This window comes from Streptomyces sp. NPDC094034 (assembly GCF_040303865.1).
Lineage (GTDB): Bacteria > Actinomycetota > Actinomycetes > Streptomycetales > Streptomycetaceae > Streptomyces.
This window is the reverse complement of the sequence record NZ_JBEOUD010000026.1, coordinates 14145-31669: the sequence shown is the minus strand read 5'-3', so window position 1 is coordinate 31669 and position 17525 is coordinate 14145. Positions and strand designations below refer to the sequence as shown.

Here is a 17525-nt window from a genome sequence, read left to right as displayed (position 1 = left end):
CTCCCCGTGAGTTGAACGGCACGCCACGAGTCCACCCCCGCCATCTCGAAGTCGAAGTGGTCCGAGGGAAGCAGATGGCCAGGCGACCGCCAAACGTCCTCCCGCCCGCGGATCGAGCAACCAGGACACTTGACGATTCAGCGTAGTGTGCATCTAGAGTACCACATGAGATAGGCACTCTAGAGAGGGACTTGGCATGACGGTTGTCAGGATCACGCGCTTCAAGACCGACCCCGCCAACGACCAGGCGATGCTTGACAAGCGGGCCACGCTGATCGCCGCCGTCCGGGAGTCCTTCCCCGGGCTCACCGAGGCGCGTCTCGGTCGGCTTGAGGACGGATCGTGGGTGGATCACTGGTACTGGGAGTCCGCCGCGGCCATGCAGAAGGCCCTCGCCGCCGCCCCGACGATCCCGGAGGCCGGCCCGGCGTTCGCGCTCACGACCGACTCCACCGCGGAGACGGCCGAGATAGTGGCCGTGGTGTAGCGGCACAGACGAAAGACGCACACCGCGCTTCAGGGCCTCGGCCCGTGTTATGGCGATTCGGATCCGGGTCGCCATAACACGGACAGAGGCCCTTTTCCGCTCTCCACGAGGAAAGACCGGCCACTCGCCCGCCCATTCTCGGAAGTGATCACTCCGTTCGGAAGGCCGCCCTCCAAACAAACGGAGGGGAATCGTCCAATTCAATTGATGCGACCTTTACCCGAACCGCAAAAACGAAGAAGACAGCGGCCTGTTCTGTCTGCAACCCTCTGCTGAAGACATCCGCCACCATTGACCTCGGGCCACACCGGACACCGAGTCCTCGCCACGACACCCGCCACGACACACACTCCGCAACACCTGCGATTCACCACGCATCGAATCACGCATCCAACGCGCACCACATCGCGTTACACGGATTTCAGCAGGCGAAGTATTCCAACGGGGGAGTACGATGGAACACGCAATTCAGTGTGCAGTGCAAACGATACGCGAAAGGTATTCCGAACCGCTCACACTCGACGAGTTGGCCCATACCGCAATGGTCAGCAAGTTCCACTTCCTACGCACATTCCGGCGTATCACAGGTGTCACCCCGGGGCGATTTCTGAGCGCCGTACGACTCCATGAGGCAAAGATTCTCCTGGTCTCGACCTCGCTGAACGTAAGTGACATAGGCGCCCAGGTCGGGTACAGCAGCACGGGCAGCTTCACGCGCCGCTTCAGCGAATCCGTGGGATTCTCGCCGACACAATACCGGCACAACGCCCTGGGGAATCCTCAACCGTCGCCGCGCAGGATCTCACTCGCGCCGACCGAGCCGCGGCCGGACAGCGGCGGATCGATCTCGGGTGTGGTGAGAAGCCCCTACAGAACCGACTCCGGAATTTATATCGGAGTGTTCGAGAGCCCCATTCTGGAGCGGTCGCCCGCCGCGCGGGCGACGATCGCGCACTCGGGCCAGTTCCGTATCAACGGCGTGCCGCGGGGAAGCTGGTATGTGCACGCGGCGGCGCAAGGGCCGCTGCCGGGCAACGCGTCGACGGGGCATCCTCTGCTCGTCGGTACGGCGGGCCCGGTCACCATCGGTCCGGGGACCGATGCGGCGGTACAGATGACACTGCGCCCGCTCGGCTGGGCGAACCCGCCGATTCTTCTGGCGCTGCCGGTCGAGTGGTCGGTTCACGCGTCCTGATGACGGGGGACTGGTGAGCGGGCTCGCCCGCGCCAGTCCCCCGCCCTGTTGATCAGAAGCTGTGGGGTCCGAAGCGACCCCAGACGACGAACACGGCCAGGGCCAGCAGGACCACGTTGACGACGATGGCCGAGCTCTCCTTACGCCTGGCGTGGACGACCACGGCGCCGGCCATCGTGACGGCCAGCCCCGTCGCGGCGAGCGGTACGAGCACCACGGCGATGTCGAGAACGGCGGGCAGCACGAGCCCGATGGCGGCGAGCACCTCCAGCGCCCCGATCGTCTTCAGCGCACCGGACGAGAAGTCCTCGGCCCATGCCATGTTGCCCGCCGCCAGTTCGGACTTGGGCTTGGAGATCTTCATCAGGCCGACGGCGGCGAACAAGAAGGCCAGAACCCCCGCGACGATCCACAGGGCAACATTCATGACAGTCCTCTACTTTCCATGTCTTGATCACGGGTTACGAGTCCCGGCGTCGACAACGCGTGGGGGGACAAGGAGGGTTGATCGCCAGCCTAACCGCGACCCGGTCCCGTGGTCCCGTGTTTCTCCCGATTCACTTGCCATGCACGGGAGTTGGTGCGAACTCCGGCGCTACCGGCCAACGACGCGCCCGGCCGTCACACCGCGCCGTCGATGTGAGCGCGGACGAACTCGTGGGCGCGGTCACCGATCCGGCGCCCCATGTCCCAGGACGCCTCGATCGCCGGCATGAAGTGGACGCCGCCCCAGAACCTGCTGAGTCCGCAGTCACGCGTCCAGTCGGTCCAGGAGTCCCAACTCAACACCGCTTCCTCGTGCGGTGTGACACCCGGTTCCACCAGGGACGAGCCCTTGGCGCGCGGAATACGGATGCTGACCTCGTCGGTGCCGAGGAAGCCCCGTACCGCCTGCGCCTCAGCCGCGCACAGCGCCGTCGAGCCGGAGGGATACTCAGGGTGGTCCGGCACGTTCAGATAGCCGCGCCACTGGTCGGCCGGAATCCTGACGGTCCCCCTGCCCGGCCCGCCCCACGCCGTCACCGGCCGGTCTCCGTACACATGGCGGATCGCGGTGGCGGGGCGAACCGCGTCGTGGACGTTCTTGTTGTACCAGGCCGCGATGCTGGCGTCGAAGGTGGCGGTGTCGGCGACCGCGTGGAGGTGGACCCATCCGTCCAGGTCGAGACCGGCGTTCTCCGACGCGGAGCCGACGGCGGCGCCGAGGCTCGTGAACTTGTCGTCGAACATCTCGCACTTCATCTTCTGCTCGTCCGTCAGGCTCGCCGACATGGCGAGTATGTCGTCGACCTGACGCTTGTACTCCCTTCGGTTGTGATGGTCACTCGCCGTGGGCTTCGCGACGCGGAACTCGCTGGGCTCGGCATACGAGTAGGGACGGACCAGTCGCAGCTGTGGCGTCACGAACTGCTGGACGTGGAAGATCCCGTTGCCCTTGGTCACGACGGCCGGTTGCCAGCGCGACGGATCACGCAGTTCGTAGGCGGTGTTCACCGGCCGGTATCCGGTGTAGTCCGCGAACGGCCGGCGGTTGTACTCCCGCCCGCCGTGATCGCCCAGCTGATTCATCCCGTCGTGCGTCCGGCTCGCGATCACGGCACGCGCCGCGAGATTTCCTATCCCCACGGGCGTGTCGGTGTTCTCCTGCGCGTCGTCGGGGTCCAGTCCGACCGATGTCATGGCATCGCGCCAGATGGTCGAGTACTGCGGCAGCAGAGCCCCGTACATGCCGTACGTGGCGTACATGAGAGCGACGTTCCTGAACTTGTTGGTCGCCCTCTCGCTCGCCGGACGGCGGCCGAGGTTCGAGTGGATGCCGATCGCGGTCGGATGGTACGGGGCGATGGCGTCGAACCAGGCGTGCGCCACCAGATTCGAGAAGCGGATGATGAGCGAGGCGTCGTTCGGCTCGATCGCGGCCCGCACCGGCCCTCCGGAGACGGGGCCGAAGACCTCCAGGGGGGCGTTGCCCCTGTCGAAGTCGAAGTGGTGACGGGTGGCTCCGTGCGCGGCCTCGGCCGACGGCGCCGCGAGGCCCAGGCCGTCGGTCGCGAGAATTCCGGCGCCGCCGGCAATTCCGAGCAGCACCGAACGTCTCGGTGCGCCCTGTCTGAGCGAATCTCTGCGCTGATTCATGTCAACTCCCCCTTGGCCGCGCAATGACAGCCATTGCGTCAGCACGATGACTCTCACAGGCCCGCCGAGGACCGTCGCCTCCTGAGTTGCTCAACAAGAGGCGGTGCGCGTGATTGCCGAAGTCCTCCGGCGACGTTCCGCTTCCGGTTTCGCCGAGTGCGGGGAGCATGGCCCGCATGATCGGACGCCTCGGACGCCTGGGACACCATTACTCGGGACAATTCGCGAAAAGCGCTTCGGAATCGCGTCGCCTCAGGTTATGGAATGGCCGGAGATGCCTCGGGAACCCCGGCCCCTCCCCCGGGCCGGCCCATCCCTCCTGCGGCTCCCGCGCCCACCCGCGCCGGGTGCGGGGCGGCCGGCCACTTGTTGAGAAGAGGGAGACACTAGAGCTCTCATATAGTAATCTCGGCGTTCACCGGGAGGAAGCCCGTGCCCACCGCGGAACGTCGCAGCTCAAGGGGGCGGACGGCGCCCGGCCGGCCAGTCCGCGTGTCCCAACCCGCCTCGCACCGCTCCCGCACGGTCAGGCATCAGGAATCGCTCCGTCAGTGCGGGACGGCGGTCGCACCACGCCGACGAGATGGACGTAGACCACTGACGAGTTGACCCCGTCCAGCGCCAGTGCCTCGTTCGCGGTGTCGTCGTAGAACCCGCCGAGCCCCACCGAGGACTTGCCCAGCCACGTCGCGACGAGCGCGAGATTCTGCGCGAGGTGGCCGCTCTCCTGAAGGACGAGACGATAGGAGCGCAGGCCGTAGTGAAGTCGCTGGAACGTCAGGTCGGCCACGGTGAAGACCCACAGCGGGCACTCGTCGACGTGCAGATTCCCGCCCGCCTTGGGCGGGAAGACCACGCGCGGATCGGTGGCGGGCGCCATCCGCATCAGATCGGCGCGAATGTCCCGGTCACCCAACTGTTCGAGCGCGTGTCCCTCCGGGTCGTAGAGATAGGTGCCCCGCGCGAGTCCTTCGACGGCGTGGCAGTACAACAGGATGCGCAGGGGATAGCGGGTACCGCCGCTCGGGTACGGCCTGACCGGGTAGGAGGTGTCCGCCCCTGGCATGGTCTTTTGCGCCGTGACACCCGCCGAGAAGTAGAGCAGCGCGCTGAGTTGGCCAAGGGTGACGGGGCCCGCGTACGAGCCGTACGCGCTGCGGCGGGCGAGAAGCACCTCCTCGAACCTCGGGGCGTCGGGACCTGGCGCCGACGGTCGGCCGAGTTCGACGCGCGCGAGCACGGGCGGGAGCTCCTGGCGCCCCTCGGCCGTCGCGCCGGCCATGTCGGGGCGCTGGTCCATGAGGCGGGCGTCGAAGTACTTGCTCTGCTCGTGCATGAGGCGGTCGACGGACGCCTGGGAGTCGGCGAAGAAGGGCTCGCGCGGTCCCGGCGAGACGAGGTCCATGGACACCAGCCAGGCCACGTACGCCTCGTCATGCGCGCCGAGGCCCAACTGCCCCAAGAGCAGCCGTGCGAACGCCCGGAGCACGTCCCCGGGGGTCCCGTCGAGCCGCCCCGCTTCCCGCAGCCGCGTCAGCGACGTCCACACGGCGCACTGCTGCCGGTACCAGGCCCCGGTCGTGGTCGTGGGCCGCGCGGTCTCCTCGCGGGTGGCGGCGTGCCGCTGCCGCCACTCGGCCTCGTTGCGGAAGTGGTCCTCCTCGGCGCGGGTCCGCGCGTCGGCGACGTCCGCCGTGCCGGCCAGCGAGGACGCCTGGCCGCGCAGCCACTGAACGGCCTTGCGCGGATCGGGCCCGGTGGCCAGGGCGGAGGCCAGCAGCAGCGCGGCGGCCGCGCGCAGGCGCTTCTCGCGCGACGGCGTCGCCCGGATCGTCTCGACGGCGATTCGCGCGGCGTCACCGAAGTGCTCCGCGCACACCGCGATCCCGTCGGGGCCGCCGAACAGGGCCGCGTCGGGCACGTAGGGAAGCTCGGCCATCTCCGGGGCCGGGCCGGACGCGTTCGGTCCGGCGGAGCGGATCGCCTCGATGAGCCCCGCCATGGTCCCCTCGTCCGCGCTCAGGACCTGTACGCGCAACTGCTCCCCGTGCCCGCCCGCGCGCTCGGGGAACCAGCTCGCCACAGCACGGTCGGCCCTGCGTCCGGCCGCCCAGGGCGCGACGACGGTGAGCAGCAGCCGCTCCGCGGCCGCCTCGTCGTCGAGGGATATGCGCAGGGAACGCCAGGAGGGTGCCTTACCGCCCGCTCCGTCAATGCCTGCCAATGTCGTCATTCCGTCATCCGTCCTCGGTCCGCAGATTTGTGCAGAATTAATCGGCCGCGCGCAGGAATTGGTGACGATAGCCGCGTGGATGTCTCGACCACAAGCCCTCCGGATCAGCGGAAAGAATAGCAATTTGGGATATTCTCGCAAGAGTTCCGTCATGCGAAACTGCTCGTCAAAACACCTGGGGGCGGTCTTTCCCGAGAAAGCCGACCGCGGCAGCACGTGAACGCCGAGAATATCGGCGAACGCCCTGGATCGGTATCCGGGCCCAATTGGCCGCTCTTACGCGCTCTCGTGCCCGGTGGCGACGACCGTGGCAGAAATCAGCCTTCCCGGCTCTCCGTGAGGGCCGGGGACAACAACTCGGGAGGGACTCGGACATGAAGTCGATCAAGGTACTCATCGCCGGCGGGGGGATCGGCGGACTCGCGCTCGCTGTCGCCCTGCGCGAACGCGGAATCTCCGCGGAGGTGTTCGAGCGCGCGAAGGGGTTCGGCAACACGGGATCGGGGATCGAGCTCACACCCAACGGGGTCAAGTCGGTGGACCGCATCAGTCCCCGGCTCGGCGAGGCCGTGCGGAGCGCGGGATGGTCCAGTGACCGGCATGCCCGCGACATGCCGATCATGTCCTCGGACGGCAAGCTCCTGAAGAGCCGTGAGGTCGGCAACTTCCCGGCGAAATGGGGCGCGCCGATGATCGGCATCCTCCGGGCCGACCTGCACCGGATCCTGGCCGAGGCGGTGCACCGGCCGGGGCCGGTGCCGGTGACCGTCCATCACCAGGCCACCGTGGTGGCGGCGGCCAGCGCCGGTGACACCGCCACTGTTCGGCTGACCGACGGCCGCACCGTCACCGGTGATCTGGTCGTCGGGGCCGACGGGGTGCGCTCCACACTGCGCTCGCTGGTCGCCGGTGAGGTGCCGCCGCGCTATCTGGGGTTCACCTCGGTCCGCGGCATCTCCAAGAGACCGGCCCAGCACGGCGACGGCTTCGTGTTCGTCGGACCCGGCGGCCACTTCTTCGCCGAGGCGTTCGACGACACACGTCTGTTCTGGACGGCCACCGTCAATGCCCCCGAGCACAGTTGGCCGGCCAAGCCTGTCGAGCGGGCCAAGGCCGATCTGCTGGAGCTGTGGGGCGAGTGGTCCGCTCCCCTGCCGGAAACGGTCGCTTCCTGCGCGCTGGAGGACATGGTCGTCACCGATGTCCACGACTGCCCGCCCCTGAAGCGCTGGCACACCGGCAGGCTCGCACTGCTCGGCGACGCCGCGCACCCGATCGGGCCTGTCCTGGGCCAGGGCGCCAACATGGCGCTGGAGGACGTCGCCAGCCTGGCCTGCCTGCTGTCCGAGCATGAGGTGCCCGCCGCCCTGCGCCACTACGCGCGTGTCCGCTCGCGGCGCGCCAACAAGATCGTCCAGCATTCGCGGCTGATCGCGCGGCTGGGTCACACCACCAACCCCCTCGTGGGCCGGCTCCGCGACACGCTGATCAAGTCCATGAAGCGTCGCGAGGAGACCTACCGGGACAAGGAACTGTTCAGTTACAGCCCCTGACGGTCAACGACGACCGCAGGCCTCCGCCCACCGCCGGCTCCACCACCACAGAGGAAGACGATGACCAACCTCGCCGACTACGTATTCCACAACGTCCCCGCCCAGTTGAGCCCGCTTGAGGAATTCCTCGACCCCTTCACCCGCGCCGAGCTCGGTGAGATAGCACCGGACGCGGGCGGCCACTATCTCGATCTCGGGGCCGGCGGCGGTTCGGTGACGAGGATGCTGTCCGAGCTGGCCGGTGAGACCGGTCGGGTCGAGGCCATCGACCAGGACACCCACATGGTCCCTCAGGGGCCGAACATCGGGATTCACACCCAGGACCTGAGCAGCGGTGAACCGCTCGCCGCGGAGGGCCCGTTCGACCTCATCCACGGCCGGCTGCTGACCCACCACCTGGAGAACCGGGTGGAGTTCGTGCACCGGCTGGCCGGCTCGCTGAAGCCGGGGGGCTGGCTGCTGCTGGGCGAGTTCGTCCGCTCGACCCCACGGGTGGTGTCCGCGCCGAGCGAGGAGCACGCCGCGGTCTTCAAGCGGGTCCTGGACGGACTGTACGACGTAATGACGGCCCGTCACACACACGGCGGCTGGGGCCACGAGGTCCACCGGACCATGCTCGACGCCGGCCTCTCCGCCGTACGCACCCGCTGGCACTTCGAGAGCTGGACGGGTGGCGACTACGGCTGCCGACTGTACGAGAACAACGTCAGCCAGAAGCGCGACGCCATGATCGAGGCCGGCTTCGACGCCTCCGACATCGACCTCTTCCTCACGGACCTGATGCACAACAAGGCCATGGTCGTACGGAGCCACGAGTTCGTCTCCATCCGCGGCCGGCGGGTCTGAGGGAGGTCCTGTCATGGGCAGCAGCAGCCGGCACATCGCCTTCTTCAACGTCCCCGCGCCCGGGCATCTCGCACCCACTCTCGCGGTCGTCGAGGAGCTGGTACGCCGGGGACACCGGGTGAGCTATCCGGCCACCGCGGCGTTCGCGAAGGAGGTCGCGTCCACCGGCGCGACCGTCATCCCGTACGAGTCCACCATCGACGTGCAGCGGGACTTTCCTCCGGGCACGGACAACTGGCTGGCCAAAGTACTGCTGAGCGGGGTGCGCGAGGGCATCGCCACCACATCGCTGTTCGACGCCCACTTCGCGGACGACCGCCCTGACGCCGTCGTCTACGACGGTTACGTGCGCTGGATCGGCGAGCTGCTCGGGGAGAAGTGGCGTGTCCCGGCGGTACGGCTCTTCCCGGTGGGGTGTGTCAGCCAGCACGTCACACCGGCCGCCATCGGCGACGCCGCGTACGCCGAACTGCGCGGCGAGATGCGGCGGTACGCGCGGATGAACGGCGTCGACCCGGAAGTGGCCTTCCACCGGCTGACGGGCGATCCCGAGGCGCTGAAGATCGTCTTCTATCCGAGCAGGTTCGGCTATATCGACGCCGAGACCGATGACAAGTTCGTCTTCGTCGGCCCCTGTCTGCGCGCGCCGGACCCGGCGGAGACCTGGCAGCCTCCGGCGAGCGGGAAGCCGGTCGCGCTGGTCTCGCTGGGCACCAGTTTCAACCAGCAGCCCGAGCTGTTCCGGATGTGTGTCGAGGCCTTCGAGGGGCTGCCGTGGCACGTGGTGATCGCGGTGGGTCCGGGAGTCGACCCGGCCGACATCGGGCCGCTGCCGGCCGATGTCGAGACGCACACCTGGGTGCCGTTCGGGTCCGTGCTGGAGCACGCCCGGCTCACCGTCTGCTCCGGCGGAACCGGGACGGTGATGCACGCGCTGCACGCGGGCACCCCACTGGTCGTGATGCCGCAACTGGCCGCGGCGGACGGTCTGGCACGCCAGCTGGCGGATTTCGGGGTCGCACGTGTGATCGGCCGGGACGAGACGTCCGCGAGCGCGATTCGCGCCGCCGTGCTGGACATCGAGGCCGACGAGACCGCCTGGGCCGCGACGCGGGACCTGCGGGAGCACATCCGTGAGTCGGGCGGGGCGGTGCGCGCGGCGGACGAGATGCTGGCCCATGTCGACCGCGGGACCGCCGTGCGTCCCTAGGTCCTGTCCGGTCGATCTCACGTCCGGGCGTGTCCGGTCAGGCCGTCTCCGGTCCGGGCGTGTCCGGTCCGGGCCGGGCGCGCCCCGGGACGAGGATTCCTGAAGTCGGCGGAACCGGCTTCAGGAGCCTCGTATCGTCAAGAGCCCTCGTACGCGGTGCCCGAGAGCTGCTGGGCGAAGTTGATCAGCTCCGTCTCGAAGAGAGCGCCGCTGTCGGTCACCGCCCAGGCCATGTGCCCGAAGATCTCCATCGCGATGATGCCGTAGAGCCTGGCCCAGACCGCGAGGAAGGCGAAGATCACCGGGAGGTCGAGCCCTTCCTGACCTTCGAGATAGTCCCGCAGACCCGGTGCGAGCCGGCCCTCGATGAGCTCGACCGACGGGACTCGCAGGGCGCCGCGCCGCTCCAGCTCCGCGATCTCACCGAGGAAGGTGACGCCCACGCACGCGGGGGCGTAATCCGGTTCGTCCGGGTCAGGACCGCCGTCGTTGCCCGCCGGAGGCGGCCCGAGCATGAGACCGAACTCCGCGCGGTGCTCCAGCCCCCAGGCGCGGAACGCGCGCGCCATCGCCATCAGCCGCAGCAGCGGATCGTCGCTCGGCACACCGTCACGCGCCTTCGTGGTGGCCTCGCCCAGCTCCTCGAAGAGATCGCTGCGCATGCCCGCCAGCAGGGCGTCCAGGCTCGGGAAGTAGCGGTAGAGCGCCGAGGGTGTCATGCCCATCTCGCGGGAGATGGCGCGCAGGGACACGGCCGCCACCCCTCCCTTGACCAGGAGTTGTCGGGCCACTTCCTTGATCTCCGCCACCGCGGACGCCCGCCGCTTCTCACGCCAGTTCGTTGACATCCGCCTGCCCGCTTCTCCGTGTCCGACCTGCACCCAGCATTCCACGAGAACACTCTTGACTTTAGATTACAGCACATGCAAAGTAAACGGTGTTCACGTTTCAGTGCGCTGTTTACCATGAAGGTGCGAATGTGAGTACGCAAACCCAGGCACCCGCCGGTTCCGGCCGGCCAGGCGCAGTCACGGCCACGCCCGCGATCGAGATCAGCGGGCTCACCAAGACCTACGGCTCGTCGGACACTCCGTCCGTCGACAACATCTCCCTGTCGGTCCCGGCCGGCACGGTCTTCGGCTTCCTGGGCCCGAACGGCGCCGGGAAGACGACCACAATCAAGATCCTTTCCGGGCTGCTGGCCCCCACGTCGGGCAGCACACTGCTGAACGGCTTCGACGTCACCCGCCGGCGTTCCGCCGCGATGCAGCAGTTCGGCGCGGTCCTGGAGGGCTCGCGCAACGTCTACTGGACGCTCTCCGCCTGGCAGAACCTGCTGTACTTCGGCCGGCTGAAGGGCATGCGCGGCGCCGACGCGCGGGTCCGCGCCGAGGAACTGCTGAAGGGCCTCGACCTCTGGGAGCGCCGCGACGAGAAGGTCGGCGGCTACTCCCGCGGCATGCAGCAGAAGGTCGCCGTGGCCGCGGCCCTGATCGCCGACCCGCCCATCGTGCTGCTGGACGAGCCCACGATCGGACTCGATGTCGAGGCGACCCGCACGGTCATGGAGTGGATCCGCACCATGTCGCGGGAGCGCGGCAAGACGGTCCTGCTCACCACCCACCAGATGAACGTGGTCGAGGAGTTGTGCGACCGGGTGGCCGTGATCAGGAAGGGCCGGGTCGTCGCCGACCTGCCCACCGAGCAGTTGCTCTCGCAGTTCCGTGAGCGGGACAAGTACGAGGTGCGCGTCGAGGGGGAGTTGCCCGAGCTCGCGCTGCCGTCCGGCTTCACCGCCCGCAGCGTCGAGGGCACGACGATCATCTCGGGGCGCGTGAGCGACCCTCAGCAGGTCTATACGCTCGTCGACCGGTTACGCGACCAGCAGGCCGTGGTGCAGTCGCTGTCCCAGGTGCAGCCGGACCTGGAGGACGTCTTCATGGGTCTCATCAAGGCGCCCGCCCATGACTAGCGTCGCGCCCGCCGCCACCGAACGGCCGGTCCCGCCGGCCCGTACCGACTGGAAGCTGACCCCGCGTTCCGGTCTGAACGTGCTGCGAGCGGAGGTCCGCAAGGGACTGCTGTCGCAGCTGGCCCACCCCGTGGGACACATCATCATGCTGGTCATCAGCACGGTGCTGTATCTCGGCATGCAGTATGTGATGGGGCAGGGCACGCTCCGCAGGGAGTTGATCCCGGAGACGCTCGTCGCCATCAGCGGTTACTGGTTCCTGCATTACGGCAGCCTGGTCATGGTGGCGGACCTCGTCGAGGAGAAGCGGGGCGGCACCTACTCCCAGAGCCATATGTCACCCGCGCCTCCGTGGGTCTTCATGCTGGGCCGGCTTGTCACCGCGTCCACACTGGGGCTCATGGTGGCCCTGGTCGCCACGCTGGTGCCGATGTTCGTGACCGGCGTGACGATTCCGCTGAAGGCCGCCGCGCTGGTGCCCTACGCCCTGGTCGTCGTCAACGTCCTGGCGTTCACCTTCGTGCTCGCGGCCATCGCCGTCAGCTCTCCCATGGTCGGCGCCCTGCACTCGCTGTTCACGTCGCTGGTCATCCTGCTGAACGGCTCGATGATGCCGCTCGGTCTGTACCCGGACTGGCTGGCGGTGGTGGCGCGGTTCCTGCCGACCACCCTGGGGGTCGAGGCGACCACGAAGGTGCTCTTCGACGGGAAGTCGCTCGGGGACATCTGGTCCGACGGGACGCTGCCCTGGCTGCTCGCCTACACCTTCGCGCTCGTCCTCTTCGGAGGATGGCTCTTCTCCCGAAACCACCGCAGAGCCGTGCGCGACGGCCGGCTCGGCCAGTACTGAAATGAGCGGGGACCGATCATGACGACGCTCACTCCCACAGCCGGCCGCACGGCTCCGGCGAACACCGCGGACCGCCCAGGCGCCGCCACCTACGTCAACGCCTTCAGCAACGAAGTGCGGAAGGGTCTGCTGAACCTGGCGGCGGGGTGGCGCGAGGTCCTGGTGCAGATGATCACCTTCCCGGTCTTCTTCCTGCTGCTCGTCCTGTTCATGGGGCGCGGCCAGCTGCGGGACGAACTGCTCCTGCCGGGGCTCCTCGGCATGGTCTCGCTCGTTTTCATCCACGAGCAGGTCAACCGGGCTTTCTGGAGCTATCTCGGAGACATGCAGTCGGGCGTGCTGGAACAGACGTACCTCACGCCGCTGCCCTCGTGGACACTCATTCTCGGCCGCCAGGTCGCCGCTGTCGTCTCGGCCCTGCCGAGCGCCCTGTCCGTCCTCCTGGTGGGAGTGATCACCATCGAGGCGAGGGGCGGGGACACGCCCTTCGACGCGCAGATCCTGGTGCCGGCCGCGTCCATCGTCCTGGGCACCTGCGGACTCGCGCTGATCCTGTGCGGGCTGACGCTGGTGTACAAGCGCATCGAGATCATCACGCAGTTCTCGATGGCCGTGTGGTTCATCGCGGGCGGCACGTTCGTCCCGCTCGACAACATGCCGGACGTGACCGCCTTCCTCAGCAGGCTCCTCGTACCGATCGCCCCGGGCATCGAGGCCATCCGCGACATCCTCGTGGGCGGCCACGCGCTGACCGGTCTGGTGACCGGCTGGGGCCTGTGGTGGGTGATCCTTCAGCCGCTCGTGCTCATCGCGATCGGCGTCATCCTCTTCGGCCGTCTGGAGAACGTCGCCAGACGCCGGGGAACCCTGGGCCGGTACTGACAGAACCGCCCCAGAGTCCTCCGGGCCGTCAGCGACACGGCACGCGTTCGCCAGGCTGCACGCTTAATCCCCCGTAGCGGCAAGCCAACGGACGACCCGTTCGCTGATGGCCCGGAGTCCACCGGCCGACACGATCGAGTAGTGATCCCCCTCCAGGAACTCGACCTCGATCCGCGGGCACACCGCCCGCCAGCCGGCGCCCGGCCCCTGGAGGTCGCCCTGCCTCGTCCGCGCGACGAAGAGGAGAGCAGGTACATCACAGAAGCCGGGACGATAGGCGCCCAGCAGCTTGAGGTGGTGGGCGTGGGCACCCGACAGCCGCTCGAATCCCGCGAGATCGATCTCCGAGGGGAGGAGTCCATGCTCGACCGCGGCTGCCCTGGCCGTACCCGCCACCTCCTCGTCGCCGGCCTCGTCCACCGCGGCCACGAGCCCGGCCGGCGGATGCCCGCCGGCCAGATCGCCCAGGAACTCCAGATACCCCTCGGTCCGCGTCCTCGGCGTCCGGCCCTCGGCGACCAGGCTGTCGATCATGACGACCCGGCACTCGTGGCCCTCGGCGATCAGTTGCCTGCCGACCTCGTAGGCCAGCACGCCACCCATCGACCAGCCGCCGAGCAGAAACGGCCCGTCGGGCACCAGATCCAGCAGTTCCTCGCGGTACGCCGATGCCATCGTCGTCAGATCCGGTGCGCCCGGCGCCTCGGCGCCGTCGACGAGCATGCGGCTCTGGAAGGCGTGTACGGGACCGGGCCAGACACGGGCCAGTTCGAGATAGCTGGTGACCGAGCCGCCCACCGGATGGAAGAGGATCAGTCCGGGGCCGCTGCCGCGCTCCCCGCCGTCGGACAGCCTGACCGCGCACGCCGCCGGGCGGGCACCGGCCCGGACGGCCGCCGCGAAGGCCCGCAAGGTCGGCGACTCGAAGATCCGCCCGAACTGGACCTCCGCGCCGAGCTCCGAACGCGCCCGGTTGATGAGCCGCAGCGCGAGGAGCGAGTTGCCACCCCGCGCGAAGAAGTCATCGTCCGGACCGACCGATTCGACTCCGAGCAGCTGCTCCCACAGTTCGCCCAGCCGACGCGTCACCTTGTCGTCCGTGGCGTTGTCGTCCGTCACCTTGTCGTCCGTACCACCGGCGTTTGTACAACCGGCGGCCGGAGCGGCCCGCACCTGGTCCATGTCGACCTTGCCGTTGGGGGTCAACGGCAGCCGCTCCACGACCCGGTACTCCCCCGGGACCATGTAGGACGGCAGCCGCTCCCGCAGGTGCCGGGAGATCTCCTCGCCGCCGACGGCGAAGCCCTCCTCCGGGACCACCACGCACACCAGCCGGGGTCGGCCGTCCGGCGACGCGACCGTGGACACGACGCATTCGGCCACCGCCGGATGGCTGCGCACCGCGGTCTCCACCTCGCCGGGCTCCACCCGGAAGCCCTGAAGCTGAACCTGCCGGTCCTCGCGGCCGAGGAATTCGATGGTGCCGTCGGGCCAGTAGCGGCCCAGATCGCCCGTCCAGTAAAGGCGTTCACCGGTGCGCGGGTGCCGGAGAAACCTCTCCGCGGTCCGCTCCAGGTCCTTCGCGTATCCCTGGGCGACACCGAGACCGCCGATGTAGATCCTGCCGGTGGCCCAGGGCGGCCTGACCTCCATGGCGTGGTCGAGCACCCGCATGGTCTGCCCGCTGAGGGGAGTCCCGTACGGAATGCTCCGCCAGGCGGGGTCTACACGGCCGATCTCGAAGCAGTTCGACCAGATCGACGCCTCGGTGGCGCCGCCGAGCCCCAGCACCCGGACGTCGCTCCACAGGGACCGCATCCGGTCCGGGAGCCAGGTGGGTATCCAGTCGCCGCTGAGCAGGAACGCCCGCAACGGCGGCAGTTGTGGCCCCGGCCGGTGGGCGAGGACCTCGACAAGCAGCTCGGCGAGCGCCGGGACGGAGTTCCACACGGTGGCGCCGTGCGCGAGCGACGCCTCGGCCCATCTCTCGGGATCGGGGTGGTCGGTCGCCACCGGAAGCACGAGTGCGGCGCCGGCCGCCAGGGTGCCGAAGATGTCCCAGACCGACAGGTCGAAGCTGAGCGAGGAGATGCCGAACACCCGGTCGTCCGGGCCGAGCCGCAGCCGCCGGTTGATGTCGGCGATCGTGTTCCGGGCCGCTCCGTGGCCGATCATGACCCCCTTGGGGGCGCCGGTCGAGCCCGAGGTGTGAATGATGTAGGCGAGCTCACCGGGGTCGCTCGTCGGTGGATCCAGGACATGGTCCGTCGGTTCCGCCAGGTCGACAAGGAGCGTGGGAACCGCTCCTTGACTGAGCGGTTCGGGCAGGCGGTGGGACTGGCACAGCGCGGTACGGGCGGACGTCGCGTCGAGCAGACGGCGGATCCGGTCGGCGGGCAAGGTCACCGACACGGGGCAGTAGGCGGCGCCGGACCTCAGCACACCGAGTACGGCCGCGACCTGTTCCCAGCCCTTCTCCATCACCACGGGCACCACATCGCCGCGCCCGACGCCGTGGTCGCGCAGCCATACGGCGACTGACCGCGAGACCGCTTCCAGTTCCCCGTACGTCACCGTGCGGTGCGCCGTCAGGATCGCCGGCCGGTCCGGCTCCCGCACCGCCCGCTGAAGGAAGCCGTCCTCCAGCCGGTCCGTGGGCGGCGCCCCGGCCGTCGTGTTCAGCCGCTCGACCAGGTCCCGGTGGGCCGCCCCCGGGAGAGCGGGCCGGACCTCGGCGCCGCCGGGCCCGGCCAGCGACTCCAGCATGCTCCGGTAGGCGTCGAACATCGCGTCGGGAAGGCCCTCGGGGAAAGCGTCGGCGACGATGTCCCACACGCATTCGACGCCTCCCCCGGGGGCGTCCTTGACCTGCTGGTCGATCAGCACCTGGGGGGTGCGCAGGGCGGAGGTCACCGTCCTGCACACTCCCCTGCCGGTGGCCGGCTTCTCCACCGGACCCAGCATGCTGTTGAAGACGTAGGGCAGCGCCGCGCGCGAGGTCCAGCCACGGCGGGCGGCGAGCTCACGGGTCACCCGGATCGCGCTGACGTCGGAGTGCTCCATGTCCTTCCAGAGCCGGCGCTGGAGGCGCCCCGCCCGCACGAAGAAGTCCTCGTCCTCCCGGAGGTCGACCTCCAGCGGCAGGGTGGCGCTGAACTGGCCGACGACGCCCGCGGCTTCGGGGTGCCGGACCACCCAGTTCTGGTGCAGGACGTTGAGACAGAAGTTCGGTGTGGCCGCCCAGGCGCCCAGCACCTCCGCGTACACGTGCAGCAATCCGGTCGTCGGCAGCACACGGTGCGCGCGCATGGTGGTACGGAACCGCTGCCACTGCTCACGGCTCAACAGAAAGGAGCGGCGGGTCAGGCGGGCGGATTCGATGCCGCGGGCCGGCCGGGCGAGCGGCAGCCGGGGGGCGTCGGGCAGCGAGTCGAGCCGCGCCTCCCAGTATCGCCACTGGGCCTGGTGGGCGTCCGATTCCGCGTCCGCGGCGCGCGCCAGCACACACGCGCGGAAGGTGCCGGACAGGGGCGGCAGTTCCGTCGCCGGATCGCGGTAGAGCCGCCACCACTCCTCCTGGAGCAGGCGGGTGCTCGTCGAGTCGAGAAGCAGCAGGCTCATGGCGAAGTGCACTCTGGTGCGGTGCCGCCGCAGGCGGTGGGCGACGATCTCGAACAGCGGCCAGCCGGTGGGCGCCGGACCCTCGTCCCGCATCCGCTCCCTGGTCCGGCGGATCTCCGTCTCCTGCTCGTGTGCCGTCAGACCCGTCAGATCGACCGCGCGCAGGGGGAACGGTGTGACCTCGGCCGCGCCGAGCACCCGCTGGCCGCCCTCCTCGGTCATGACGGTCCGCAGATGCTCGTGACGGGAGATCAGGAGGTCGACGGCCCGTGCCGCCGCCTCGGGGTCGAAGTCCACGATGTCGATCTCGGTGTAGAGATTCGGCCGGAAGCCGCCGAGCTCCATCAGCGGGCTCGACCCGACCAGATACGCCGCCTGGAGATCGGTCAGCGGGAACTCGGCTCCCGGGGGCGCCGACACAGAATCGGTCGGGGAAAGGTCGTGCGCGGTCACTGTTGCCTCCCGGTGAGTGCGGCGCCCGGTGTCGGTGGTTCGGCGGCCGGCGCCGCCAGGACCTGTTCTTGGGCGTCCTCGTGACGA

13 protein-coding genes are annotated in these 17525 nt (G+C 69.0%); 8 read left to right on the top strand and 5 right to left on the bottom strand.

Going from position 1 to position 17525, the window contains the following annotated elements; all coding sequences use genetic code 11:
• The first annotated feature begins 196 nt into the window (after positions 1–196).
• Positions 197–487 carry an antibiotic biosynthesis monooxygenase gene (locus tag ABTZ59_RS22460; RefSeq protein ID WP_351410743.1) on the top strand — a complete coding sequence of 97 codons (291 nt, stop codon included), beginning with the start codon at positions 197–199 and terminating at the stop codon, positions 485–487.
• 454 nt (positions 488–941) lie between these two features.
• Complete coding sequence (locus tag ABTZ59_RS22455; protein WP_351410734.1) at positions 942–1682, top strand: helix-turn-helix domain-containing protein; 741 nt, start codon at positions 942–944, stop codon at positions 1680–1682.
• A 52-nt stretch (positions 1683–1734) separates the two neighbouring features.
• Here the strand turns inward: ABTZ59_RS22455 and ABTZ59_RS22450 are convergent, their stop codons facing one another.
• The 3 genes from ABTZ59_RS22450 to ABTZ59_RS22440 form a co-directional block, all read right to left on the bottom strand.
• Complete coding sequence (locus ABTZ59_RS22450) at positions 1735–2109, bottom strand: DoxX family protein (RefSeq protein ID WP_351410726.1); 375 nt, start codon at positions 2107–2109, stop codon at positions 1735–1737.
• Positions 2110–2303: 194 nt separating this feature from the next.
• Complete coding sequence (locus tag ABTZ59_RS22445) at positions 2304–3818, bottom strand: DUF6851 domain-containing protein (protein ID WP_351410716.1); 1515 nt, start codon at positions 3816–3818, stop codon at positions 2304–2306.
• A 526-nt stretch (positions 3819–4344) separates the two neighbouring features.
• Positions 4345–6051, bottom strand: coding sequence for a SagB family peptide dehydrogenase (locus ABTZ59_RS22440; RefSeq protein ID WP_351410691.1), 1707 nt, complete (start codon positions 6049–6051; stop codon positions 4345–4347).
• 374 nt (positions 6052–6425) lie between these two features.
• Between ABTZ59_RS22440 and ABTZ59_RS22435 the strand changes: the two genes are divergently transcribed.
• Genes ABTZ59_RS22435 through ABTZ59_RS22425 form a run of 3 tightly spaced genes read left to right on the top strand, consistent with a single transcriptional unit; the run spans position 6426 to position 9660 of the window.
• On the top strand, positions 6426–7604 hold the full coding sequence (locus ABTZ59_RS22435) for an FAD-dependent oxidoreductase (protein WP_351410678.1): 1179 nt from the start codon (positions 6426–6428) through the stop codon (positions 7602–7604).
• A gap of 60 nt (positions 7605–7664) precedes the next feature.
• Positions 7665–8450: a class I SAM-dependent methyltransferase gene (locus tag ABTZ59_RS22430; RefSeq protein WP_351410672.1), complete on the top strand. Its 786-nt coding sequence runs from the start codon at positions 7665–7667 to the stop codon at positions 8448–8450.
• 13 nt (positions 8451–8463) lie between these two features.
• The gene (locus tag ABTZ59_RS22425; protein ID WP_351410659.1) at positions 8464–9660 is read left to right on the top strand and encodes a macrolide family glycosyltransferase; all 1197 of its coding nucleotides are present in this window, start codon (positions 8464–8466) and stop codon (positions 9658–9660) included.
• A 137-nt stretch (positions 9661–9797) separates the two neighbouring features.
• On the opposite strand, the gene ABTZ59_RS22420 is transcribed toward ABTZ59_RS22425, so the two are convergent.
• On the bottom strand, positions 9798–10508 hold the full coding sequence (locus tag ABTZ59_RS22420; protein WP_351410638.1) for a TetR/AcrR family transcriptional regulator: 711 nt from the start codon (positions 10506–10508) through the stop codon (positions 9798–9800).
• Between the two features lie 131 nt (positions 10509–10639).
• On the opposite strand from ABTZ59_RS22420, the gene ABTZ59_RS22415 reads away from it, so the two are divergent.
• From ABTZ59_RS22415 to ABTZ59_RS22405, 3 genes are read left to right on the top strand one after another with little or no spacing between them, the layout of a single operon-like run.
• The gene (locus ABTZ59_RS22415) at positions 10640–11632 is read left to right on the top strand and encodes an ABC transporter ATP-binding protein (RefSeq protein ID WP_351410632.1); all 993 of its coding nucleotides are present in this window, start codon (positions 10640–10642) and stop codon (positions 11630–11632) included.
• Complete coding sequence (locus ABTZ59_RS22410; protein WP_351410624.1) at positions 11625–12482, top strand: ABC transporter permease; 858 nt, start codon at positions 11625–11627, stop codon at positions 12480–12482. Before ABTZ59_RS22415 ends, ABTZ59_RS22410 begins: the two co-directional genes overlap by 8 nt.
• A gap of 18 nt (positions 12483–12500) precedes the next feature.
• The gene (locus ABTZ59_RS22405; RefSeq protein ID WP_351410612.1) at positions 12501–13364 is read left to right on the top strand and encodes an ABC transporter permease; all 864 of its coding nucleotides are present in this window, start codon (positions 12501–12503) and stop codon (positions 13362–13364) included.
• Between the two features lie 63 nt (positions 13365–13427).
• On the opposite strand, the gene ABTZ59_RS22400 is transcribed toward ABTZ59_RS22405, so the two are convergent.
• Positions 13428–17438: a non-ribosomal peptide synthetase gene (locus tag ABTZ59_RS22400; RefSeq protein WP_351410604.1), complete on the bottom strand. Its 4011-nt coding sequence runs from the start codon at positions 17436–17438 to the stop codon at positions 13428–13430.
• Positions 17439–17525 lie beyond the last annotated feature (87 nt).

What these genes read in the sequence shown, in the direction of transcription:
- ABTZ59_RS22460 (WP_351410743.1), top strand. Translation starts at nt 197, where the DNA reads ATGACGGTTGTCAGGATCACGCGCTTCAAGACCGACCCCGCCAACGAC.
- ABTZ59_RS22455 (WP_351410734.1), top strand. Translation starts at nt 942, where the DNA reads ATGGAACACGCAATTCAGTGTGCAGTGCAAACGATACGCGAAAGGTAT.
- ABTZ59_RS22450 (WP_351410726.1), bottom strand. Translation starts at nt 2,109, where the DNA reads ATGAATGTTGCCCTGTGGATCGTCGCGGGGGTTCTGGCCTTCTTGTTC.
- ABTZ59_RS22445 (WP_351410716.1), bottom strand. Translation starts at nt 3,818, where the DNA reads ATGAATCAGCGCAGAGATTCGCTCAGACAGGGCGCACCGAGACGTTCG.
- ABTZ59_RS22440 (WP_351410691.1), bottom strand. Translation starts at nt 6,051, where the DNA reads ATGACGACATTGGCAGGCATTGACGGAGCGGGCGGTAAGGCACCCTCC.
- ABTZ59_RS22435 (WP_351410678.1), top strand. Translation starts at nt 6,426, where the DNA reads ATGAAGTCGATCAAGGTACTCATCGCCGGCGGGGGGATCGGCGGACTC.
- ABTZ59_RS22430 (WP_351410672.1), top strand. Translation starts at nt 7,665, where the DNA reads ATGACCAACCTCGCCGACTACGTATTCCACAACGTCCCCGCCCAGTTG.
- ABTZ59_RS22425 (WP_351410659.1), top strand. Translation starts at nt 8,464, where the DNA reads ATGGGCAGCAGCAGCCGGCACATCGCCTTCTTCAACGTCCCCGCGCCC.
- ABTZ59_RS22420 (WP_351410638.1), bottom strand. Translation starts at nt 10,508, where the DNA reads ATGTCAACGAACTGGCGTGAGAAGCGGCGGGCGTCCGCGGTGGCGGAG.
- ABTZ59_RS22410 (WP_351410624.1), top strand. Translation starts at nt 11,625, where the DNA reads ATGACTAGCGTCGCGCCCGCCGCCACCGAACGGCCGGTCCCGCCGGCC.
- ABTZ59_RS22405 (WP_351410612.1), top strand. Translation starts at nt 12,501, where the DNA reads ATGACGACGCTCACTCCCACAGCCGGCCGCACGGCTCCGGCGAACACC.